Raw genomic sequence first — 20,783 nt, 5'->3', positions numbered from 1 at the left:
TGGTCAATGCCGCAGATCGCGCCGCTCGTCGCCGGCGATCCCGAGCAGCTGGGCTCGTTCCAGCTGACCGGACGCGTGGGCGAGGGCGGGCAGGGCATCGTCTACCTGGGTGTCAACGAGCAGGGTGAGCGGGCGGCGATCAAGCTCCTGCACATCAAGTTCAGCGGTGACACCATCGCCAGATCCCGTTTCGCGCGGGAACTCAAGGCGGCCGAAAGGGTCGCCTCCTTTTGTACGGCCCGCGTCCTGGAAGCCGACCTTGACGGCAACACGCCCTACATCGCCAGCGAATACATCGACGGCCTGCCGCTGCGCGAGGTCATCGAGAACGACGGCCCGATGCGCGGCACCGCCCTCGACCGGCTGGCCATCGGCACCGCCACCGCGCTGACCGCGATCCACCATGCCTCGATCGTGCACCGCGACTTCAAGCCGGACAACGTGCTGATCGCCGCCGACGGCCCGAGGGTGGTCGACTTCGGCATCGCCCGCATCATCGACTCCACCGGCACGATCACCAGCCGCGCCATCGGCACGCCCGCCTACATGGCGCCGGAGCAGATCGCCGGCGACGACGTCGGCCCCTACACCGACGTGTTCTCCTGGGGCGCGACGATCGCCTTCGCCGCGACCGGGGTCACGGTCTTCGAGGGCAGCTCGATCGCGGTGGTGCTCAACCGGATCCTCAACCACGAGGTCGACGTCAGCTCGATGCCCGAGCCGCTGCGCGGGGTGGTCGCCTCGGCGCTGGCCAAGGACTCGCAGGCGCGGCCCACGGCCGACCAGCTTCTGCTGCGGCTGCTGGGTCAGCCGGAGACCGCGGGCGCCTCTACGGCGGTGCTGTCCAGGGGCGCCGAGGTGGCGAGCGACGACACCACGCCGTTCACCCGGGTACGCACCACGCTGGCCGACGCGCGCAAGCCCGCCGAGCCGGGCGAGTCCGGGGTGCCCGGTCATACGACCCAGCCGCCTCCCGCCGTACCGGAGCCGGTGCGTGCGAGCCTGTCGGACCGGCCCCCGATGCGGCAGGAGAGGCCGCCCATGACGCCGCAGGTACGGCGGCGTGGCCCGGGGCGCTGGATCGCCGTGGTCGTGGCGCTGGTGGTGCTGGCCGCCGCCGCGGTGCTGGCGGTGCTCAACGACTGGCCGGTGGCCTTCGGCGCGCAGCCGTCGCAGTCGGTGAACGGCGGGAACACGCCGCCCCAGCCGGGCCCGTTCACCTCCGCGATGGACAAGATCGCCAAGACCGGGAAGCTCACCATCGGCGTCAAGGGCGACCTGCCGGGCATCAGCCTGGGCCAGGGCGGATCGTTCCAGGGTTTCGACGTGGACCTGGCCGGGCTGATCGCCAAGGCGCTGGGCGCCAAGGACGTGAAGTACGCGCAGGTCGGCCGCTTCGACCGGGCCACCGCCCTGAACACCGGCAAGGTGGACCTCGTGGTCGCCACCTACTCCATCGACCGCGACGAGGAGGTGCTGTTCGCCGGGCCGTACTACGTCGCCCACCACGACGTGCTGGTCCGGGCGGGCACCGCCAAGAAGCTGGCCGACCTCAAGGGCATGAACCTCTGCGCGCCCCCCAGCCCGTCCGTGCGCAGCGTGCAGGAACGGGTCGAGGTGACGCCCATACCCGCCGACCACTACGCCCAGTGCATGGACATGCTGAAGAGCGGCAAGGTCGACGCGGTCCCCGGCGAGGATCTGCTGCTGGCGGGGTTCGCCGACCGGGAGGCGAGCATGCGCTTCGCCGTACTCGGGGCCAGGCTCAGCAGCCAGCGCTACGCCGTCGGCATGGAGCGCGGCGACGCCAGGACGTGCAAGGCCGTCTCGGGGGTCATCGCCGGGCTTCAGCGCGACGGCACCATCAAGAAGCTCGTGAGCAGGCATTTCGGAAACGTGGATTTCAAACCGCAGCTGAACCCGACCGAGATGGAACCCTGCGGATGACGACCGGGTAACATCCGAAAGTCAATGATTCATCCTGCGAGTTAGGGGAAGGCCATGGCCACGCCCGTCAAGGTAACCGTCACCGGTGCCGCCGGTCAGATCGGCTACGCGCTGCTGTTCCGCATCGCGTCGGGGCAGCTGCTCGGCGCCGACGTTCCGGTGAAGCTGAGCCTGCTGGAGATCCCGCAGGCGGTGAAGGCGGCCGAGGGCACCGCGATGGAGCTCGACGACTGCGCGTTCCCGCTGCTGTCGGGCATCGAGATCACCGACGACCCCAATGTCGCCTTCAACGGCGCCAACGTCGCCCTGCTGGTCGGCGCCATGCCGCGTAAGGCGGGCATGGAGCGCGGCGACCTGCTCGGCGCCAACGGCGGCATCTTCGGCCCGCAGGGCAAGGCGATCAACGACCACGCCGCCGACGACATCAAGGTCCTGGTCGTGGGCAACCCGGCCAACACCAACGCGCTCATCGCCCAGCAGAACGCCCCGGACGTCCCGGCCGAGCGCTTCACCGCGATGACCCGCCTCGACCACAACCGCGCGCTGTCGCAGCTGGCCGCCAAGCTCCAGGTCCCGGTCACCGAGATCAAGAAGATGACCATCTGGGGCAACCACTCGGCCACGCAGTACCCCGACCTCTTCCACGCCGAGGTCGGCGGCAAGGTCGCGGCCGAGCAGGTCGACCACGAGTGGCTGAAGGACACCTTCATCCCGACCGTCGCCAAGCGCGGCGCCGCGATCATCGAGGCCCGTGGCGCCTCCAGCGCCGCGAGCGCCGCCAACGCCGCGATCGACCACGTCTACGACTGGGTCAACGGCACCGACTGGACCTCCGCCGCGATCGTCTCCGACGGCTCCTACGACGTGCCGGAGGGCCTCATCTCCTCCTTCCCGGTCCGCGCCGCGGGCGGCAGGTGGGAGATCATCCAGGGCCTGGAGATCGACGCCTTCTCCCGCGAGCGCATCGACGCCTCCGTGCGCGAGCTCGCCGAGGAGCGCGACGCCGTCAAGGGCCTCGGCCTCATCTGAGCGTCTCCACCGCAGGCGCGCGTCCGTCCGGGCGCGCGCCTTTCGCTTTCGGTACGGCTACCGCGTGTCGCGATGATGATCACCCAGGTCAGCACGTTCAATTGAGGCGTACTGCACGGGGGGTCGGACATGCGGCGCAAAATGCTCGCCGGGTTCATGGGAGTCATGCTGGCGGGCGTTCCGGGACTCGCCCACGCGGGGCCGGGATGGGGCGCCGCCGACCTTTCCGTACGGCTGACCGCCCGGCCGGATGTCGCCCAGCCAGGACAACCCATCATCTACCGGGCAGAGGTCGGCAACGCCGGACCCGGTGACGCCGTGCTGCCCGTGCTCAAGGTGACGCTGCCCGCGGGCGTCGAGGTCGTCAGCGTCGACGTGGCGACCTGCGCACGGGGCGTCAGCGCGTACGAGGTGGTGTGCACCTCGCCCATGGACATCCGGGCGGGCGGCACCGGCGGCGTCACGATCACCGGCATCGTCCGGCCGGACGCGCGGGGCCCGCTGAAGGCGGCGGCCACGCTCACCTCCGAGGTGCGCGACGCCGACGAGAGCGACAACGCCGCCACCGTCTCGACCGCCGTGGACGAGGGCGCCGACCTGAGCCTGAGCCTGTCCGGCCGGGCGCGCGGTGGCAGGTTCGCGATGACCGCGCTGGTGCGTAACCGGGGCCCGCGCATGGTCAGGGACGCCCGCGTCTATCTCAGGACGGGCCGCGCCAGGCTGGTGTCCGCGCTCGGCGCGCGCTGCCGGGCCCGGCTGGGGTACGTGGCGTGCGGGCTGCGGGCCGTCGGCCCCGACGAGCGCCTGCGCATACGGCTCACGCTCAGGGCGCCCAGGCGGCCGGTCGACGCCAGCGCCGGGGTGTGGTCCAGCCGCCTCGGCGACCGGCGGCCCGCCGACAACCGGGCCCGGCTGCGCGTCACGGCGTGAGATGTTCGTGCAGGTGGCAGCGGGGAGGCGGGGCGGGGGCCGGAGCCGGTGGCGACGTCGCGAACACCACCCCGGCCGCGGCCAGCGTGCAGCCACCTGCGACGAGTGCCACGAAGAGCACTCTAGGTGAAAGCATCCTCACATTTCGGTATCACAGCACATATCCCGCGATGCCATGGCTCATATGCGGGAAAGCGCACTCCAGGCGTCCGAGACGATGGACGGCAGGTCCGTCCGCTCCGCCTTCCAGCCCAGCTCGGCGCGGATCTTCTCCGAGGACGCCACCAGGACCGCGGGGTCGCCCGGACGGCGCGCGCCGAGCTTCTCCGGGATCGCGTGGCCGGTCACCTCGCGGCAGACGTCGATGACCTGCTTGACCGAGAAGCCGGTGCCGCTGCCCAGGTTGTAGATCTTGTGCTCGCCCTCCGTGACCGCCGCCAGCGCCAGCAGGTGGGCCTTGGCCAGGTCGGAGACGTGGATGTAGTCGCGCACGCAGGTGCCGTCGGGCGTCGGGTAGTCGGTGCCGAACACCTGGACCTCCTCGCGCTCGCCGGTGGCGACCTTGAGCACGTTGGGGATCAGGTGGGTCTCGACGGCGTGGCGTTCGCGCAGTGTGCCGTAGGCGCCGCCCACGTTGAAGTAGCGAAGGCTCACCGCGCCCAGGCCGCGCAGGGCGGCGAAGGCGGTCAGGGTCATGTCGACGGCCAGCTTGGTCTCGCCATAGGGGTTGGTCGGGCGGGGCGGGTCGGTCTCCAGGATCTGGTCGTGGATCGGCTCGCCGTACGTGGCGGCGGTGGAGGAGAACACGATGCGGCGCACGTCCCGGGCGTGCATGGCCTCCAGCAGGGCGAGCGTGCCGCCGAGGTTGTGCCGCCAGTAGAGCTCGGGCTTCTCCACCGACTCGCCGACCAGGGACTTGGCCGCGAAGTGCAGCACCGCCTCCTGGTTCTCCAGCGCGTCATGGGCGTCGGCGATGTCTCCCTGGATGAACCGGGCACTGCCGGGAACCGCGTCCCTGTGTCCCGTGGAGAGATCGTCGAGCACGGTCACCTCATGGCCCGCCTCGACGAGCTGCGCCGCCACGACGCTGCCGACATATCCGGCACCTCCGGTGACCAACAGTCTCATGTGCACTCCTGGTGAAATATGTTGGATTTTGTACGGCTTGCCGTTCAGCATACGCGGGAAAGACGCCGAGTACGCTGCCAACCACCATGTTTGACACCGTCGCGGCCAACGTCGCCCTGGTCCTGCTCTTCATTCTCGTGGGCGGCTTCTTCGCCGCCGCCGAGATGGCGATGGTCTCCCTGCGGGAGAGCCAGGTTCGCAAAATTGCCCAAAAGGGACGGCGTGGCGAGCTGGTGGCCAAGCTCGCCCGCGACCCCAACCGCTTCCTGTCCGCCGTCCAGATCGGCGTCACCGTGGCCACGATGCTGTCGGCCGCGTTCGGCGCCGACCGGCTCGGCGCCGCCCTGGGGCCGAAGCTGCGGGAGTGGGGCGTGCCCGAGGCCGTGGCGCCCGCGCTGGCCCTCGTGCTGGTGACGCTGGCGATCTCCTACGTCTCGCTCGTACTCGGCGAACTGGCGCCCAAACGGCTGGCCAGGCAGCGGGCCGAGGGTCTCTCGCTCGTGGTCGCGCCGTTCCTGGACTGGATCGCGACCCTGTCGCGGCCGATCATCTGGATGCTGTCCAAGTCGACCGACGGCGTGATGAAGCTGTTCGGCGGCAACCCCGACGCCGACCGCGAGCAGATGACCACCGAGGAACTCCGGGACATGGTCGTCGGCCACAGCGAGCTGACCCTCGACGAGCGCAACCTGATCGCCGAGGTGTTCGCCGCGGGCAAGCGGCAGTTGCGGGAGGTGATGCTGCCGCGGACCGAGGTGGAGTTCATGGAGGCCGACACGCCGCTGGCCGAGGCCGCCGTGCTGGTGGCGGCGCTGCCGCACTCCCGTTTCCCGGTCTTCCGCGAGTCCTACGATGAGATCCTGGGCTTCGTCCACGTACGCGACCTGCTCGACCCCGTCCTCACCGGCCGGATCGAACCCATCAGCGAGCTGGTGCCCATCCGCCCGGTCAAGCTGGTGCCCGCCTCGAAGCGGGTGCTGAGCACGCTGTCGGAGATGCGCGACGAAGGACACCACCTGGCCATCGTCGTGGACGAGTACGGCGGCACCGCCGGGATCGTCACCCTGGAAGACCTGGTCGAAGAGCTGATCGGCGACATCAGGGACGAGTACGACATCGAAGACGACACGGTCATCCTGCCCGCCGGTGAGATCGAGATCGACGGCCTCACCAACCTCAACGACTTCGGCGCCCAGACCGGCATCCGGCTGCCGGACGGCCCGTACGAGACGCTCGGCGGCTTCGTCATGGCCATGCTCGGCCACGTTCCCGCGGCGGGGGAGAAGGTGGAGATCCCCGGCTTCGAGTTCACCGTCACCGACCTGGACGGCCGGAGAATCTCCCGGGTCAGGGTGAAACGCCGACCCGGCCTGATCGAGTCGCAGGCGGGTGGGGATACCTGACACAATTGCCAGCTATGGCCAGACCTCGTGTACTCTCCGGCATCCAGCCCACGGCGGACTCCTTCCACCTGGGCAACTACCTGGGCGCCGTCCGCCAGTGGGTGACGTTGCAGGAGACCCACGATGCCTTCTACTGCGTGGTGGACCTGCACGCCATCACCGTGCCGACCGAGGCCGCCGCGCTGCGCCGCCGAACGCGGGTGGCCGCGGCCCAGTTGTTCGCCGCGGGTCTCGACCCTGAGCGCAGCACCGTCTTCGTGCAGTCGCACGTACGCGAGCACACGGAGCTGGCCTGGGTACTCAACTGCCTGACCGGGATGGGCGAGGCGGCCCGGATGACCCAGTTCAAGGACAAGTCGGCGAAGTTCGGTGAGAGCGCGGCCAGTGTGGGCCTGTTCACGTACCCGATCCTGCAGGCCGCGGACATCCTTCTGTACCAGGCCAACAGCGTTCCGGTCGGTGCCGACCAGAAGCAGCACCTGGAGTTGACGCGCGACCTGGCCCAGCGCTTCAACCACCGCTACGGCGACACGTTCACGCTCCCCGCCCCGCACATCCTCAAGGAGGTCGAGAAGATCACCGACCTCCAGGAGCCGACGGCGAAGATGTCGAAGTCGTCTTCCAGCCCGGCGGGCATCCTGGACGTGCTGGAGCAGCCGGGGCCGCTGCGCAAGAAGGTGATGCGAGCGGTGACGGACACGGGCAGCGAGATCGTCTTCGACGAGGAAAACAAGCCCGGCATTTCCAACCTTTTGCGGATCCACTCGGCTTTGACGGGGACGTCGATCGCCGACCTGGTCGCCCGGTTCGACGGGCAGGGGTACGGGACGTTCAAGAAGGAAGTGGCCGAGGCGGTGGTGGAGACCTTCACCCCGATCAGGGAACGCACGGAGAAGCTGCTGTCCGACGAGGCGGAACTGGACAGACTGCTGGCTATTGGAGCAGGCAGGGCACGCGAAGTAGCCCAGCAGACCATGGCCCAAGTCCGAGACCGCGTAGGCTTCCTCCCCACCCCCTGAAAAGGACTCTTCCTGGGGCCCACCCGTTGCAGGTCTGGGTGGTTGGACAGTTGGTTCCCGCCCCGGGGTAAAGGTGCTCGCTACGCTCGCGCGCCTTCCTGGGACCCACCCGTTGCCCGGCCAAGTGGTCAACCAGCTGGACCCCACCCGGGCAACAGGGTGCTCGCACGTCCCTTTGGGAGCTTGTGTCATAAAGCAGCGCGAAGCCCGGGACGGTGTGTGGGCAGGTCAGGCGGGTGGTATGCCCAACCTCGCAGAAGGCGGCGCCGGCCGCGACCGGCGTCCGGCCGCCAGCTGAGCAGCCGGAAGCCGGCCGTGGTCATCTCCGCCACCGTCTGACCGGCTCCACCACCTGGTCAGGAGAATCCAGCCACATGTGCTGGCCCGCCGGTGTGACCGTGAAGCCCAGCCGTTCTGGGGCCGGGCTCCCGGCCTTCAACCAGTTCATGTAGGCGCGCTCGTAGTCGTCCCACAAGGTGTGGGCGCCGCCTTGCCGTACCACCGTCATCCCTCCCGACTCTGCGACTTCGGCGATGCCCCAGGCGGCGCTGTCCGTACTGCGCAGGCGCGTGACCCACCGCCACGCTTCGTCGTCTCCTTGCTCCCATCCCGCGGTCGTGACCAGCAGATGGGGAGCCGCGGCGGCCAGATAAGGTCCGAAGCCGGTCCACCGTGCGGCGTGGGCCGTGTGGGGATGGAAGTGGGTCTCTGACAGGGCGCCCCCATCGGGGTAGCCGGGCCACGTGGTGGGGAGACGCTGGGAGCGGAGCATCATGAACGAGGCGCCGCCGGTCGGTCGGCCGATGGCGGTGCCGTCGTCGAGGACGTCGAGCCGGAGCCGCATCCCGAACGGCTGGCCGGGCGGCATCCAAGGGAGGACGATGACGCCGCCGGGCCGAGTCTGCTCGACCCAGGCGTAGGGGATGTCGCGTACGCCACAGGTGACGTGCACCCGGTCGTAGGGCGCGTGGTCCGGGTGCCCGGCGGAGCCGTCCCCGACGAGCGCGGCCGGGGCGGCCTCGGCCTCCTTGAGGTTGGCGACGGCGACGGCGGCGACGGCCCGGTCCACTTCGATGGTGGTGACGCGATGGTCGCCGACGCGGTGGGTGAGCATGGCCGCGGTCCAGCCTGTTCCCGTGCCGATCTCCAAGACCCGATGATGAGGCGCGAGGTCGAGCAACTGGAGGAACTCGACGGCGACGTGCGGGCAGGACAGGGATGAGGTGGGCGCGCTTGAGCGATCGGTGAGCTCGGCGGTGCCGTTGCCGCGCTGGGTGATGATCGCGGTGTTGCTGTAGATCGCATCCCACCAGGCGGCGGGGTCGACCTGCCGGTTGATGAGGTGTTCGGGTCGGTCGTCCATGGGCTCGGCCCAAGCCACGTCCGGCACGAACCGGTGCCGCGGCACTGCCTGGAGCGCCTCCACCCACGGGTTCGCGCGGTCGAGGACGTGGGCGTCGACGAGGTAGTCGATGAGGGCGCCGACGTGGTTCTCGTGACTCATCTCTTGGGTCCGCAGGTGGTGGAGGGCTTGCAGGGCTTGTCGGGCGGCTGGTTCGGGTCGCAGCGCGACTTCGGCATACAGCCGTCGCCGCCGCCGGGCGCGTTCACGCCGGGGTCGCAGCCCGGATTGCAGCTGGGTTCACAGGGCCGCGATCCTGCGGTGATCGCGGGCAGGATCCGTTCCCGGGCGAGCCGGCGCGCGTCGCCCACCAGCGACGGCAGACCGGTGTCGCGAATGTCGCCGGCGCGGAGCCAGCGTGAGAGGGGGCAGGGCGTCACGGATCCGTCGGGCAGGATCGCCGCGATCCCGTCCCCACATTTGCCGCAGAGTTCGGATGCGTCGCAGGCCGTGCGGGCGGGCCGGCCGAGGAGCCGCATCCGGTCCACATTCACGTCGGCCACCCCCAGGGCGGTCAGTTGCTGCTTGGCCTGGTCGATGCGCTGGCCGTCGAGGACGCCCACGATGCCCACGCGGATCGGGATGCCCGTGGCGACCGCCCGCGCGATGTTGTCGCGCGTGCGGTGCAGGACGCCGCGGCCGGTGATGCGCTGGTGCTGTTCCGGGTCGTCGGTGTAGTACGACGTCGCCAGCCGGACACCGGACTGGCCGAACACTTCCCACATGACCGGCCGAATGGAGACCAGGTTGGAATACACCTCGACCTCAAGACCGACATCCAGGGCGTGGCTGATGAGGTCGGTCAGGTGCGGGTGGAGGGTGGGCTCGCCGCCGATGAACTGCACCATGCGGGCTCCGAGCCGGCGGGACTGGGTGATGGCGCTGATCCAGTCGGGGAGCGTCATGCTTCCGTGGGTGCCGGTCGGGCCGGAGCCGGCGTAGCAGTGGGTGCAGGCCAGCTGGCATCTGCCGGTGAGCTCGGCCCAGAAGAAGTCCAGGGCGGGTGGTGCCGTGCTCATGAGGTCCTCCTGATGAGAGGGGACGGCTGCGGCCGGACCTGTGGGCCTGGCGCGTGACCCATGTTGAGTGTCCGGGGGAGTGCTCCTGGTGTCCTGGCTTCACACCATCTCGTAAATAGGTCGCTATCTATTGCGAAGTGTCTGCTGAGGCGATCTCTTCGTCAATAGGTAGTGATGTAATGAGCCCCTAGGGCTGGAGGACGACATGGCACGCTGGCACGACGTCGCACAAGCGCTCCGCGACGCGATCACCGCGGGCGTCTATCCGCCCGGTACGAAGATCCCCAAAGAGGAAGAGCTCCAGCAACGCCACGGCGTCAGCCGTACCACGATCCGCCGCGCGGTGGCCCAGCTCACCACCGAAGGCCTGCTCTCCCCGGTCCGCCGTGGCGGGACCACCGTGCGCGAGCAACCCGACCGGGCGCCTCTCGCCCTCGACACCCAGGTGTGGCGCGACGAGATCGGCTACTACTTCAGCCAGACCGTGCAGGACCTGCGCGCCCTCCAGCCGCCCACCGTCGCCCAGGGCCCGTGCCCGGCCGACGTAGCCCCGCTGCTCGGCCTGCAGCCCGCCGACCCCGTCGTCATCCGTGACCGGATCATGGGCGAACCCGCCACCGGCCGCGTCGTCCAACTGGCCACCTCGTACCTGCCGGCCGACCTCGCTGCCGGTACCGTCCTGGCTCAGGCCGATACGGGACCCGGCGGTATCTACGACCGCATGGAGCACGACCTCGGCTGGGGCCGTCTCGACTGGGAAGGCGTCATCACCGCCCGCCCGGCCACGCCACAGGAGAGCGATCTGCTTCAGCTCGCCGTCGGCGTGCCGGTGTTGTGCGTCACCCGGATGAGCATCGCCACCGCCGGCGCTTCGGAAGGCCGCGTTGTCGAGGTCAACATGACGCGTCGCGACGCCTCCCGCGCCGAGATCCGCTACCCCATCACCAGGACCGAGGCCAGCTGACCAGCACTGCGGTGAACCGTGCGGACCCCTCTCGACCACAGCAGGTCCAAAGCCCAGGGCGCCAGATCGGGAGCTCGTGGTGCGGCAGATGGAAAGCCAACAGCACGGCAGATGGAAAGCCAGTGGCACGGCAGATGGAAAGTCCGGCGAGGAAGGGAACGGCCACCGGGTCCTCAGCTGGCACGTCGGGACGCCACCACGGATCCCCGGCGAAGGCCGCCGCTCGCCGTACCCGCGAGAAGGGTGGTGTCGGTTCGTGGGCCGCCGTCAGGTCTCGTCCAGCGATCTGGTCCGGTTAGCGCACTCGCCGCCTGCCGACGATCAGCAGGACTTCGCGCAGCGCGTCGGCCGCCTGGCGGATCACGGGCTCCGGTACCCCGGCCAGCACGTCGGTGTTGGCGCGCACGGCCGTGTCCAGTGCCGCGGTGGCGACCTTCAGTCCTTCGGGGGTGAGCTGCACCCATCGGCTGCGCCCGTCGCCGTCGTCGGCTGAGCGTTCGACGTATCCGGCCGTGGTCAGCCGCTGGAGCACGTTGCTGGTCCCGCCTGAGGTGAGCATCAGCGATCGGGCCAGCTCACTGGGCTTCATCCGGTACGGCGGAGCCGTACGGGCAAGGGCGGCCAGCACGTCGAACTCGGCGTAGGTGAGCCCGAGCGCGGCCAGTTCCCCCTTGAGCGCCTGCTCGAACAGCACGTCGATACGCGCCACCCGTTTGCTGAGCTCAAGCCCCGCGATGAGGGAGGGCGCCATGCCCGCCGCCTTCCAGCGGGCGGCCAGCGCGTCGACCTCGTCGTGTTCCACGGAATCGAGGATACCGCTCACCATATTGCTTTTCTAAAAGCTTTCTCGATAGACTCTTGGGTATGAGAATCCTGATCAAGAACGGGACCGTCATCGACACCGACCCCGCCGTCACCGTCCTCGGCGAGCTGGACGTGCTCATCGACGGCGAGACCATCGCGGCGGTCGGCAAGGACCTGAGCGCCGAGGACGCCGAGGTCATCGACGCCACCGGCCGCCTGGTGCTGCCGGGCTTCGTGGACAGCCACCGCCACACCTGGCAGGCCGCATACCGCGCGGTGGTGGCCGACGACGACATCCAGGGCTACTTCCGCACGGTCCTCGGCGAGCTCGCCCCCTCGCTCACCCCCGAAGACGTGCACGCGGGCAACCTGGCCGGGGCTCGCGAATGCCTCGACGCCGGAGTGACCACCCTGCTCGACTGGACACAGGTGGCGCACACCCCGGAGCACGCCGACGCCCTCGTCGCCGCGCTCCGGGAATCGGGCATCAGGGCCGTCCTCGGTTACAACCCCCAGGATCCGGGTGACGAGGCCCGCCGCGTGCGCGACACCCATTTCCGCACCCCTGGACGGCTGAGCATGGCGATCGCCGCCCTGGGCCCGGAGATCGCCGGAGAGGAACGCGCCCTGTGGGAGTGGCGGCTCGCCCGCGACCTCGACCTCCCGGTGACCGTCCACGCCGGGAGCCAGGGCGCCGACAGCGCCCGGCGCGCCCTGGCGTTCCTGCACGGCAACGGCCTGCTGGAGCGTCCCACCACCTACATCCACGGCGTCGACTACGCCGACGACGACCTGAAGCTCATCGCCGACACCGGCGGCAGCGTCTCGATCTCGCCGATCGACGAGCTGACGCTGGGCATCGGCTACCCGATCACCGGCCGGGCGGCCGCGGCCGGAGCGCCGGTCTCGCTCAGCGCCGACACGGTGACCTGCGGGCCGGGCGACATGTTCAGCCTGATGCGCGCGGCCTTCGCGATGGAACGCGGCCTGGGCAACCTCGCCTTCACCACCCGGGACGTGCTGCGGATGGCGACGATGGGCGGCGCGCGGACGGTGGGTCTGGCCGACGTCGTCGGTTCGCTGACTCCGGGCAAGCAGGCCGACGTCGTCCTCCTGCGCACCGACACCCCGGGCATGAACGGGACCCGCGACCCCATCGGCGCGATCGTGCTCAACGCCGACACCAGCGCCGTCGAGACCGTCCTGGTCGCCGGCCGGGTGGTGAAGCGCGCGGGAGCGCTGATCCCCGCCTGAACCCGGCGTGGCCTGCTCCCCGGGCAGCTCGCGGCGATGCCACACTTGATCGCCGGGTCCGCGGCCGGTACAACGACCGTCACCAGGGCAGTCGTCTTGGAGGACCACCGGAACGCGCTGGAGTTTCCCGAGCGATGGCGAACCTGATCGAGAAGGCCGCGGCGTGGCGCGAGCGCGCGATGCGGATCGTGGACCACTGGAGGGTACGCCGGCCGGGGGCCGACCACCTGATCAGGACGGTCCAGCGTTACCAGCTTCAGTTCGGCGACCGGCTGGCCGGAGCGGTCACCTACTTCGCGTTCCTGTCGTTCTTCCCGCTGATCGCGCTGGCCTACGCGGTGTTCGGCTACGTCCTGTCGGTCAATCGCAAGCTGGAGCAGGCGGTCAAGCAGGTGATCGCCGAACAGTTGCCAGGACTGGCCTCCGCCCTGAATCTGGATCTCATCGCCCAGTCCAAGGCCACCGCCGGGATCATCGGCCTGCTGGGCCTGCTGTATGCGGGGCTCGGCGCGATCGACGCGCTGCGCGGGGCGCTGCGGGAGATGTCGATGACCACGGCCGCGCCGCTGAACTTCTTCCTCGGCAAGCTGCGCGACCTGAGCTCGCTGCTGCTGATCGGCGTGACCATGCTGGTGTCGGCCGGCGTGGCCGTACTCACCTCGTCGGCGACCAGCAAGGTCACCGCGTGGCTGGGTTTCCAGCACGACGATCCGGTGGCGACGGGTTCGGTGTGGCTGGTCGGGCTGCTGGCCGGAGTGGCCGCCGACTGGCTGCTGTTCGTGATCTTCCTGGGCTGGGTGGCGCGGCCCACTCGGCCGTTCAAGGCGATCGCCCAGGGCGCGCTGCTGGGCGCGATCGGCTTCGGGCTGCTCAAGCACGTGGCCACGCTGCTGCTGAGCCACACGCTGAGCAACCCGGTCTACGGCACGTTCGCGGTGCTGGTCGGGCTGCTGATCTGGATCAACTTCTCCGCCCGTCTGGTCCTGTACGTCGCGGCCTGGACCGCCACCACCGGCTTCGCCCCGCCACCCTCGCCCACCCCGATGCCGTCGAACGGCAACGGCGAGCAGGCCTGAGCAGCGTGCGCTAGGACCTGGCCCTGCTCCGCCTGCGGAAGATGCCGAAGCCCAGCCACACCAGCCCGAAGAACAGCCCGCCGCCGATCACGGCCATGCCGACCGTCCGGCTCGTGTCGGTCTGCTTGGCCGCCGCCGAGTCGAGCAGCGGGGCGCTGGCGGGCGGCTGGGAGGCCGTGGCCTGCTGCTGGACGGGATCGGGCTGGGCGGGCAGCGGGTCCACCAACTGGCCGACGGGCGTGACCTTGCCGCGGGCGGCGAAGCCCCAGTCGAGCAGCTTCTCCACTTCCTCCCAGAAGTAGCCCTCGTGCCGCATGATCGTGACGATGATCGTGTGGCCGTCGCGGCTGGCCGCGCCGACGAAGCTGCCGAGGGCCTTGGACGTCCAGCCGTTCTTGACGCCGACCATGCCCTTGTAGCGCCAGAGCAGCTTGTTGTGGTTGCTGATCTCGTAGAACTTCTTCGGTGCGGGGAATTTGGCGGTCTTAGTGCTGATATATCGCCTGAAATCGGGGTTGGCGAGGCCGGCTCGGGCGATCAGGGCCAGGTCGTAGGCGGAGCTGCTCTGGCCGGGCTTGTCCAGGCCGCTCGGCGTCTTGGCCACCGTGTCGTTGGCCTGCAGGCGCTTGGCCTCGGCGTTCATGTCCCGCATGGTCTTGGACAGGCCGCCGTTGGCCTCGGCCAGCGCCATCGCGGCGTCGTTGCCGGAGGACATCATCAGCGCGCGGAACAGGTCGTGCACCTTGTAGATCGGCTTGGTGGACAGGCCGACCGCGGAACCCTCCTGGTTGACGGCGTTGGAGCTCGGCTTGACCGTCTTGCCCGCTTCGAGTTTGGGGATGAGCGTGAGCGCGGTCAGCGTCTTGAGCGTGCTGGCAGGGAGGAAACGGCCATGGGGGTTCTTGGCCGCCAGCACCTGCCCGGTCTCCGCCTCCGCGATCAGGAAGGACGTGGCCTTGGTCTTGGGCGGCGCCTTGACGCCGTCCGGCACGACGAGCCCGCGGCTGCCGAGCCGGTCGCCGCCGATCGGGCCGCCGGAAGTCGCGGACGCACCGGCAGGCGCGCCCGCGTATGCGGTCAAGGTGACCGTCGCGAGGAGTGCCGTGGCCGGCACCAGTTTCGTCCACATGGCGGTCTCAGCGTAGCTTCGAGTCGTAGCCCATGTGCGGTCACATCCCCCGATGATCCGCCCCTGATACTAGAGAAGTGGTTATGTCGCGAAAGATCGCCGGATTCCTGGTCGCGCTGGGCGCGTTCATGATCTTCGAGTGGATCAACCTTGGGTTTAACCTGGCAGACGGGCACAAGACCAGCTTCTACGTGGTCCACGGCATCTTGATCGCCGTCAACCTCGTGCTGGCCGTGGCCGTGGGAATCATCGGATGGAAGGGCCTCAAGGGCAGCCGCCGACCGAAATCGGGCTAGCCGCCGCAGAGGGCGAGCCGCGTGGCCCGGTGGAGTTCGTCGGCCTCGTCGCGCGAGTTTCCGATCGAGGTGAAGCCCAGCTTGCCGTGCTCGGGGATGGCCCCGAGCAGATGCAGCACGTTCCCGGTACGGCGGGCCGTATCGAACCCGAGCCCACGCTCCTCCACCATGCGCACCACCTCGCCCGGCGTGCGCCCGCGCAGGCACGCCGCCGAGCAGTTGTCCGTGGCCGTGTAGTACTTCGGCTGCGTGCCGTCCATCAGCAGCCCGGTGGCCGGATCGTAGGTGGCGCCGGTGGTCAGCAGCGCGGCGCCGAACGGGTGCGTGGTCCCGCCGATCCGCAGGTTGATCTCGCACAGCAGGGCCGCGTACCCGGAGTCGGCCTTCAGCGCGAAGAAGTCCATCCCGAACAGCCCCACCACGCCGCGCTCGGCGAGGATCGCGGCGATCCTGGCGGCCGACTCGCCCACCTCGTGCCGGTACTCGGAGCGGGCCGGGAACGTGCAGCCCTGGTAGACGTCGGCGTTGGCGCCGCCGAGCACCTGGTCGTGGGTGGCCACGACGTCGTGGTGCCCGCCGGGCGTGATCCTGGCCAGCGCGCTGGGGAAGAACAGCGGCCGGTGCTCGATGAACTCCTCCACCACCGCCCCGCGTTCGGTGATCTTGGCGGAGAAGGTCTCCCACGTCTCGCCGTCGGCGGAGAAGCGTGTCCGTGACCAGTCGCTCTTGGTGACGATCGCGTTCCCGAGCCCGGAGTAGCCGTCGTTCAGCTTGACGATGACGCGCTCGCCGGGCAGGGAGAAGACCGCGTCCTCGATCTCGCCCTGGTGGTGCAGGTCGCCGAAGCCGCGCGCCATGGGTACCGCGGCCTCCGTGCCGACCTCGCGGGCGCCGCTCTTGGAGCCGTAGTAGGCCAGCGACATGGCCGGGCCGTAGATGGGCACGTTGAGCGACGACGCCAGCCGTTCCTCCAGGTCACTCATCACGAACGGGACCATCCACGCGTCGCCGTCGATCGCCTTGCGTATCCGCCGAAGTGCCTCGGGCCGGGCCAGCAACGTTCTGGTGAGCGGCTGGGAGCGGGTGTCGTCCAGGCTGATCATCGTCAGCCGCCTGGCGGCGTCATCCGGGTCGGGTAAGAAGCCGAAGTAGTAGGAGACGATGTCCGGATCCACGGGGGCGGAGGAGACGTAGACCACCTTGACCCCGGGCCTGCGGAGCGTCAGCAGGAGGAACAGGAGCCGCTCCTCGTAGCACCTCGCGCCGGTGATCCGGCGCAGCTCATCCTGTGGAAGGGAGAGCGAGGGCACGACCACCAGGGTCCCCTCACTCGGCTCGAAGATGCTCAACTGTGCATGCTTCTCCCCGAACGGGATATTAGTGATCATATTGCGAGTGAAACACCGATTTATCGCAAAAGCAGCCATCGCGGCCGTGTCATGACCAAGCCGGAAGGTGACAGGATTCGAAACCGCGCACAAGTTTGGGAGTAGCGACAACGGGTCACCATCTAATGATCCCTTGTGACTATTTCCGGGGTGGGACCGCCGGTCACGCAGCGTGGTGACCTGCGGTTACGGGCATGCCGCCGGCCAACTTTTGGTGTAGTTGTCCACGAGAGGGCCACCCGGAGCGATAAAGTCGAAGCATCGCCATCGGGTGCACGGCTACCGCTGACCCCCAGACCGCGGATGATCGTCCCGATCGGGTGTTGATCACCAAGCGACGCGGCTGCAACCGCAGTGCAAGAAATGACGAAGAACAGCGCAATCGGCTGTGCGAAGCTGGGTAGAGGCGCTCGCACGCCGCTTTTCGACGGGACGGTGAACGATGCGGGGACGTGAGCTGCGGGGGGAACTCGACGCGTTCCTGGCGGAGACGGAAAAGGACCTCGTGGCGTTCCGCCGCGACCTGCACATGCATCCTGAACTCGCCTTCGCCGAATACCGCACGACCCAGCGGATCGCCGAGCGGCTCAGCGCCGTCGGCCTGGTTCCCTCGGTCCTGCCGCGTGGCACCGGCCTGATCTGCGACGTAGGCAGCGGTGACGGCCCGACCATCGCGCTGCGCGCCGACATCGACGCCCTCCCGCTGCAGGACGAGAAGGACGTGTCCTACCGCTCGACCGTGCCCGGCGCCTGCCACGCCTGCGGCCACGACGTCCACACCACGATCCTGCTCGGCACCTCGCTCTTCCTGGCCCAGCAGGCCGCGGCCGGTCTGCTGCCCGGCCGGGTCCGGCTGATCTTCCAGCCCGCCGAGGAACTGCCCGGCGGCGCGCTCGAGGTCATGGCCCACGGCGGCATCAGCGGCGTCGACCGCATCTTCGGCCTGCACTGCGACCCGCGCGTCGACGTCGGCCAGATCGGGCTCAAGGTCGGCCCGATCACCAGCGCCTGCGACCGGCTGCTCATCCGCGTCTCCGGCCCCGGCGGCCACACCGCGCGTCCGCACCTGACCGCCGACCTGGTGTTCGCGCTGGCCAAGATCCTCACCGAACTGCCCGCCGCGCTCTCCCGCCGCGTCGACCCGCGCTCCTCGCTGAGCCTGGTCTGGGGCAGGGTCGAGGCCGGCTCGGCGGCCAACGCCATCCCCGACGACGGCGTGGCGGAAGGCACCGTGCGCTGCCTCGACGAGAACGCCTGGCACGCCGCCCCCGACCTGATCAAGGCGCTCCTGGAGTCGGTCGCCGGCGCCTACGGCGTCGAGGCCACGATGGAGTACACCCGCGGCGTCCCGCCCGTGGTCAACGACGAGGTCAGCGTCGAAATGCTGGCCGAGGCGGCGGAACGCGCCCTGGGCGGCACCAGCGTCGTCCCGACCCAGCAGTCGCTCGGCGGCGAGGACTTCGCCTGGTACCTGGAGTCGATCCCCGGCGCCTTCGCCCGCCTCGGCACCCGCTCACCGGAGAACGGCGTCACCTACGACATCCACCAGGGCACCTTCGACGTGGACGAAAGCGCCATCCCCACCGGCGTGCGCTTCATGGCCACCACCGCGCTCACAGCGCTCTGGGAGGGCGCCCCGATTCTTCCCATTACCTCTCTTGCTTGATTTCTATCTTTTACGGCTTCGCCGACCCGACCGCCGCCCGCCGACTTCGGCGGGCGGCGGTCACTTTCACGGTCACCGGGCGCTCGGGTCGAGCACCGCAACGGCCGCCCCCTTGACCAGCACCGTGCCAACCCCCTTGACCAGCACCGTGCCAACCCCCTGACCAGCGCCCAGGGCCAACCCCTTGGCCAGTGCCAAGGCTCACCCCTCGACCGAATGCCGAGGGCCGCCCCTTGGCCGGCGCCGGGCGGGTTGCCCGTGTGCCGGGCCCACCCGGGTGCCGGGGTGTGGTGTGCGCAGGGTTGGTAGGGGGTTGTTGGGTGGTTGACGGGTTCTGGGCCGGAACTCAGGGGGTTGCTAGTTCAGGGAGCCGAAGACGATCGGGAGGCGGAGGGACGACAGGCCCGGGGCGACGCGGATGTTGGTGCCCGCCGGGTAACGCAGCGTGTAGTCGAAGTCCGTCGACAGGACGACCACGCCCAGCTTGTGACCCTTCTTGAACAGGTAGTCCTGAGGCTGGAAGTCCCACGTGAACGTGTACTCCTTGCCCGGCCGCAGCGGCTCCGTCCGGTCCATGCGGTTGCGGTTGCGCACGTCCAGCCAGCCCCGGGAGACGATCTTGTAGGGCGTCTCGGCCACCGCGTGCGTACGGATCGCGGTGCAGCCGGTGTCGCCCGGTACGCCCTGCCCGTAACACCACGTCTCGCCGGTCGGCACGAGCCCGCCGGTCGGGCGGGAGTCGGTGCCGAAGTCCACCAGCAACGCGGTCAGATACGGCGAGGCGCCCTTGGTGAACGAGGCCCGCAGCGAGATCTTGGGCGTGCCCGAGACGCGGACGTCGGTCTTGAGTTCCTTGGTCACGTAGGCCAGCCGGTTGGGGTCGGCCGCGGGGACCGTCTCGACGAGCTGCTCCGCCGTACGCGTCTTCTGGTCCACGAACGACTCGCGCGCCGACAGCGGCCGGGGCAGCAGCCCGAGCTTGCCGCCAGAGCCCAGCCACAGCGGGATGTTCGCGCTGCCCGGCAGCGGCCACGAGGCGTGCTGACCCCACTGGCCGGGAGCGATCTCGACGTCGGCCTGCGGCTCACGCATGATGCCGCTGTCGATGTTGTAGAGCCAGTGGTCGAACCAGCCGTGCAGCTGGCGCAGCCACTCCTTGGCGCGCAGGCTGAACGGGTCGCGGTGGGTGCCCTGGTGCAGCCAGATCTTGCGGGGGACGTTGCGCTTGCCGAGCGCGTCCCACCACTGGACGGCCTGCTTGGTCTTGACGTTCCAGTCGTTGAGCCCGTGGGCGACGAAGACGCTGGCCTTCACCTTGCGCACGTCGTTGAGGTAGTTGCGGGCGTCCCAGAAGGGGCTGTAGTCGCCGGTGATCCGGTCCTGCTCGGCCTCGATGCGGTCCATCAGGGCGCCGCAGACGGCCTGGCCGTTCTGCCTCGTCAGGACGTAGCGGGCCAGCACGTCGGCGTCTTCGCCCTGGTAGCCGCCGGGCGCGAGGACGCCGCCGTTGGCGCGGTAGTAGTCGTACCAGGAGGAGATCGCGGCGATCGGCACGATCGTCTTGAGTCCCTGGACGCCGGTGGTGGCCACGGCGTTGGGCAGCGTGCCGTTGTAGGAGGTGCCGATCATGCCGACGTTGCCGGTGGACCAGGTGGCCGCGACGGGGTTGCCGGCGGCGTCGAAGCCGCGGGCGCGGCCGTTCAGCCAGTCGATGGCGGCCTTCGGGCCGGCGGTCTCGGCGGGGTCGCCGGTGGTCGGGCAGCCGGTGGCGCGGCCGCTGCCGACGTTCTCGACGAGCGCGATGGCGTACCCGCGGGGGACGAAGAAGTTGTCGTAGTAGCCGTCGAACGGACCGGCGTCCTTCACGGTCAGCAGCGAGCGCAGCGTGCTCGGCAGCGGGTTGCCGTTCTCGTCGACGTCGACGGGGTGGTTGGCGACGTCGTTGCCGCCGGCGTAGTAGGGACTGGCCTCCATGATCACGGGCACCTTGAGACCCTGGTCGGTCTCCTTGGGCCGCAGGATGTCGACGGCGACCCGGTCGGCCTGGCCGTCGGAGTCGCTGTCGGTTCCGGCGACCTCGACGAAGACGGTCTGGGTGATCGCGTCGGCGCGCGAGAAGACGGGTTGGGTCGCGTTGTTCTCGATCTTGATCGTGGGAGTGTCCGCGGCTGCGGGCGTCGCGGTCAGCGACGCGATGAGCAGCAGCGATACGGCTAACGCCGTCCTGCGAAGCATGAGTGGCTCCAGGGAAGTGTGACGACCTACGACCGTAATCTCTGCCACTTGACGGGTCACGGCAAGATCTTGACAACCTCAAAAGTTCGGCAAA

19 protein-coding genes are annotated in these 20,783 nt (G+C 69.4%); 10 read left to right on the top strand and 9 right to left on the bottom strand.

Annotation, left to right across the window (positions count from 1 at the left end; genetic code table 11):
* The first annotated feature begins 6 nt into the window (after window positions 1–6).
* From ACFWYW_RS13660 to ACFWYW_RS13650, 3 genes are all read left to right on the top strand, one after another.
* Window positions 7–1,947 carry a serine/threonine-protein kinase gene (locus ACFWYW_RS13660; protein WP_379610059.1) on the top strand — a complete coding sequence of 647 codons (1,941 nt, stop codon included), beginning with the start codon at window positions 7–9 and terminating at the stop codon, window positions 1,945–1,947.
* A 54-nt stretch (window positions 1,948–2,001) separates the two neighbouring features.
* On the top strand, window positions 2,002–2,976 hold the full coding sequence (locus ACFWYW_RS13655) for a malate dehydrogenase (RefSeq protein ID WP_379610058.1): 975 nt from the start codon (window positions 2,002–2,004) through the stop codon (window positions 2,974–2,976).
* A 129-nt stretch (window positions 2,977–3,105) separates the two neighbouring features.
* Entirely contained in the window at window positions 3,106–3,906 is an 801-nt protein-coding gene (locus ACFWYW_RS13650; RefSeq protein ID WP_379610056.1) for a hypothetical protein, read from the top strand.
* Here the strand turns inward: ACFWYW_RS13650 and ACFWYW_RS13645 are convergent.
* Window positions 3,896–4,018 carry a hypothetical protein gene (locus tag ACFWYW_RS13645; RefSeq protein ID WP_379610055.1) on the bottom strand — a complete coding sequence of 41 codons (123 nt, stop codon included), beginning with the start codon at window positions 4,016–4,018 and terminating at the stop codon, window positions 3,896–3,898. The two genes, ACFWYW_RS13650 and ACFWYW_RS13645, sit on opposite strands and share 11 nt — an antisense overlap.
* 68 nt (window positions 4,019–4,086) lie before the next feature.
* On the bottom strand, window positions 4,087–5,034 hold the full coding sequence (gene galE, locus ACFWYW_RS13640) for a UDP-glucose 4-epimerase GalE (RefSeq protein WP_379610054.1): 948 nt from the start codon (window positions 5,032–5,034) through the stop codon (window positions 4,087–4,089).
* An 86-nt stretch (window positions 5,035–5,120) separates the two neighbouring features.
* Here galE and ACFWYW_RS13635 point away from each other — a divergent pair, with 86 nt between their 5' ends.
* Together ACFWYW_RS13635 and trpS are read left to right on the top strand one after the other, a co-directional pair.
* Window positions 5,121–6,437, top strand: coding sequence for a hemolysin family protein (locus ACFWYW_RS13635; protein WP_379610053.1), 1,317 nt, complete (start codon window positions 5,121–5,123; stop codon window positions 6,435–6,437).
* Window positions 6,438–6,451: 14 nt separating this feature from the next.
* The gene (gene trpS / locus ACFWYW_RS13630; RefSeq protein ID WP_379610052.1) at window positions 6,452–7,456 is read left to right on the top strand and encodes a tryptophan--tRNA ligase; all 1,005 of its coding nucleotides are present in this window, start codon (window positions 6,452–6,454) and stop codon (window positions 7,454–7,456) included.
* A 319-nt stretch (window positions 7,457–7,775) separates the two neighbouring features.
* Here the strand turns inward: trpS and ACFWYW_RS13625 are convergent, their stop codons facing one another.
* Together ACFWYW_RS13625 and ACFWYW_RS13620 are read right to left on the bottom strand one after the other, a co-directional pair.
* On the bottom strand, window positions 7,776–8,960 hold the full coding sequence (locus tag ACFWYW_RS13625) for a methyltransferase domain-containing protein (RefSeq protein ID WP_379610051.1): 1,185 nt from the start codon (window positions 8,958–8,960) through the stop codon (window positions 7,776–7,778).
* Window positions 8,957–9,877, bottom strand: a complete 921-nt coding sequence (locus ACFWYW_RS13620) for a radical SAM/SPASM domain-containing protein (RefSeq protein WP_379610050.1) — start codon at window positions 9,875–9,877, stop codon at window positions 8,957–8,959. The genes ACFWYW_RS13625 and ACFWYW_RS13620 overlap by 4 nt, the downstream gene beginning before the upstream one ends.
* A 205-nt stretch (window positions 9,878–10,082) precedes the next feature.
* Here ACFWYW_RS13620 and ACFWYW_RS13615 point away from each other — a divergent pair, with 205 nt between their 5' ends.
* On the top strand, window positions 10,083–10,841 hold the full coding sequence (locus tag ACFWYW_RS13615; protein ID WP_379610049.1) for a GntR family transcriptional regulator: 759 nt from the start codon (window positions 10,083–10,085) through the stop codon (window positions 10,839–10,841).
* Between the two features lie 295 nt (window positions 10,842–11,136).
* Here ACFWYW_RS13615 and ACFWYW_RS13610 read toward each other — a convergent pair whose 3' ends face one another.
* The gene (locus ACFWYW_RS13610) at window positions 11,137–11,643 is read right to left on the bottom strand and encodes a MarR family winged helix-turn-helix transcriptional regulator (protein ID WP_379610048.1); all 507 of its coding nucleotides are present in this window, start codon (window positions 11,641–11,643) and stop codon (window positions 11,137–11,139) included.
* 62 nt (window positions 11,644–11,705) lie between these two features.
* Here ACFWYW_RS13610 and ACFWYW_RS13605 point away from each other — a divergent pair, with 62 nt between their 5' ends.
* Both ACFWYW_RS13605 and ACFWYW_RS13600 read left to right on the top strand, forming a co-directional pair.
* The gene (locus ACFWYW_RS13605; protein ID WP_379610047.1) at window positions 11,706–12,899 is read left to right on the top strand and encodes an amidohydrolase family protein; all 1,194 of its coding nucleotides are present in this window, start codon (window positions 11,706–11,708) and stop codon (window positions 12,897–12,899) included.
* A gap of 134 nt (window positions 12,900–13,033) precedes the next feature.
* Window positions 13,034–13,975 (top strand): YihY/virulence factor BrkB family protein, encoded by a 942-nt coding sequence (locus ACFWYW_RS13600; protein ID WP_379610046.1) that lies wholly within the window; start codon window positions 13,034–13,036, stop codon window positions 13,973–13,975.
* A gap of 10 nt (window positions 13,976–13,985) precedes the next feature.
* Here the strand turns inward: ACFWYW_RS13600 and ACFWYW_RS13595 are convergent, their stop codons facing one another.
* Complete coding sequence (locus ACFWYW_RS13595; protein ID WP_379610045.1) at window positions 13,986–15,104, bottom strand: D-alanyl-D-alanine carboxypeptidase family protein; 1,119 nt, start codon at window positions 15,102–15,104, stop codon at window positions 13,986–13,988.
* An 83-nt stretch (window positions 15,105–15,187) separates the two neighbouring features.
* Between ACFWYW_RS13595 and ACFWYW_RS13590 the strand changes: the two genes are divergently transcribed.
* On the top strand, window positions 15,188–15,400 hold the full coding sequence (locus tag ACFWYW_RS13590) for an SCO4848 family membrane protein (RefSeq protein WP_379610044.1): 213 nt from the start codon (window positions 15,188–15,190) through the stop codon (window positions 15,398–15,400).
* Here the strand turns inward: ACFWYW_RS13590 and ACFWYW_RS13585 are convergent.
* A complete protein-coding gene (locus ACFWYW_RS13585; protein ID WP_379610043.1) occupies window positions 15,397–16,749 on the bottom strand; it encodes a peptide ligase PGM1-related protein in 1,353 nt (450 codons plus the stop codon). The genes ACFWYW_RS13590 and ACFWYW_RS13585 overlap by 4 nt on opposite strands.
* Before the next feature lie 481 nt (window positions 16,750–17,230).
* Here ACFWYW_RS13585 and ACFWYW_RS13580 point away from each other — a divergent pair, with 481 nt between their 5' ends.
* On the top strand, window positions 17,231–18,454 hold the full coding sequence (locus ACFWYW_RS13580) for a M20 family metallopeptidase (RefSeq protein ID WP_379610042.1): 1,224 nt from the start codon (window positions 17,231–17,233) through the stop codon (window positions 18,452–18,454).
* A gap of 72 nt (window positions 18,455–18,526) precedes the next feature.
* On the opposite strand, the gene ACFWYW_RS13575 is transcribed toward ACFWYW_RS13580, so the two are convergent.
* Window positions 18,527–18,652 carry a hypothetical protein gene (locus ACFWYW_RS13575; RefSeq protein ID WP_379610041.1) on the bottom strand — a complete coding sequence of 42 codons (126 nt, stop codon included), beginning with the start codon at window positions 18,650–18,652 and terminating at the stop codon, window positions 18,527–18,529.
* Between the two features lie 159 nt (window positions 18,653–18,811).
* On the bottom strand, window positions 18,812–20,689 hold the full coding sequence (locus ACFWYW_RS13570) for a Xaa-Pro dipeptidyl-peptidase (RefSeq protein WP_379610039.1): 1,878 nt from the start codon (window positions 20,687–20,689) through the stop codon (window positions 18,812–18,814).
* Window positions 20,690–20,783: the final 94 nt, after the last annotated feature.

Source organism: Nonomuraea sp. NPDC059023, from assembly GCF_042740095.1.
In the GTDB taxonomy this organism is placed as follows: Bacteria; Actinomycetota; Actinomycetes; order Streptosporangiales; family Streptosporangiaceae; genus Nonomuraea.
The sequence above is the reverse complement of the archived record's forward strand: the minus strand, read 5'-3'. Positions and strand labels throughout refer to the sequence as shown.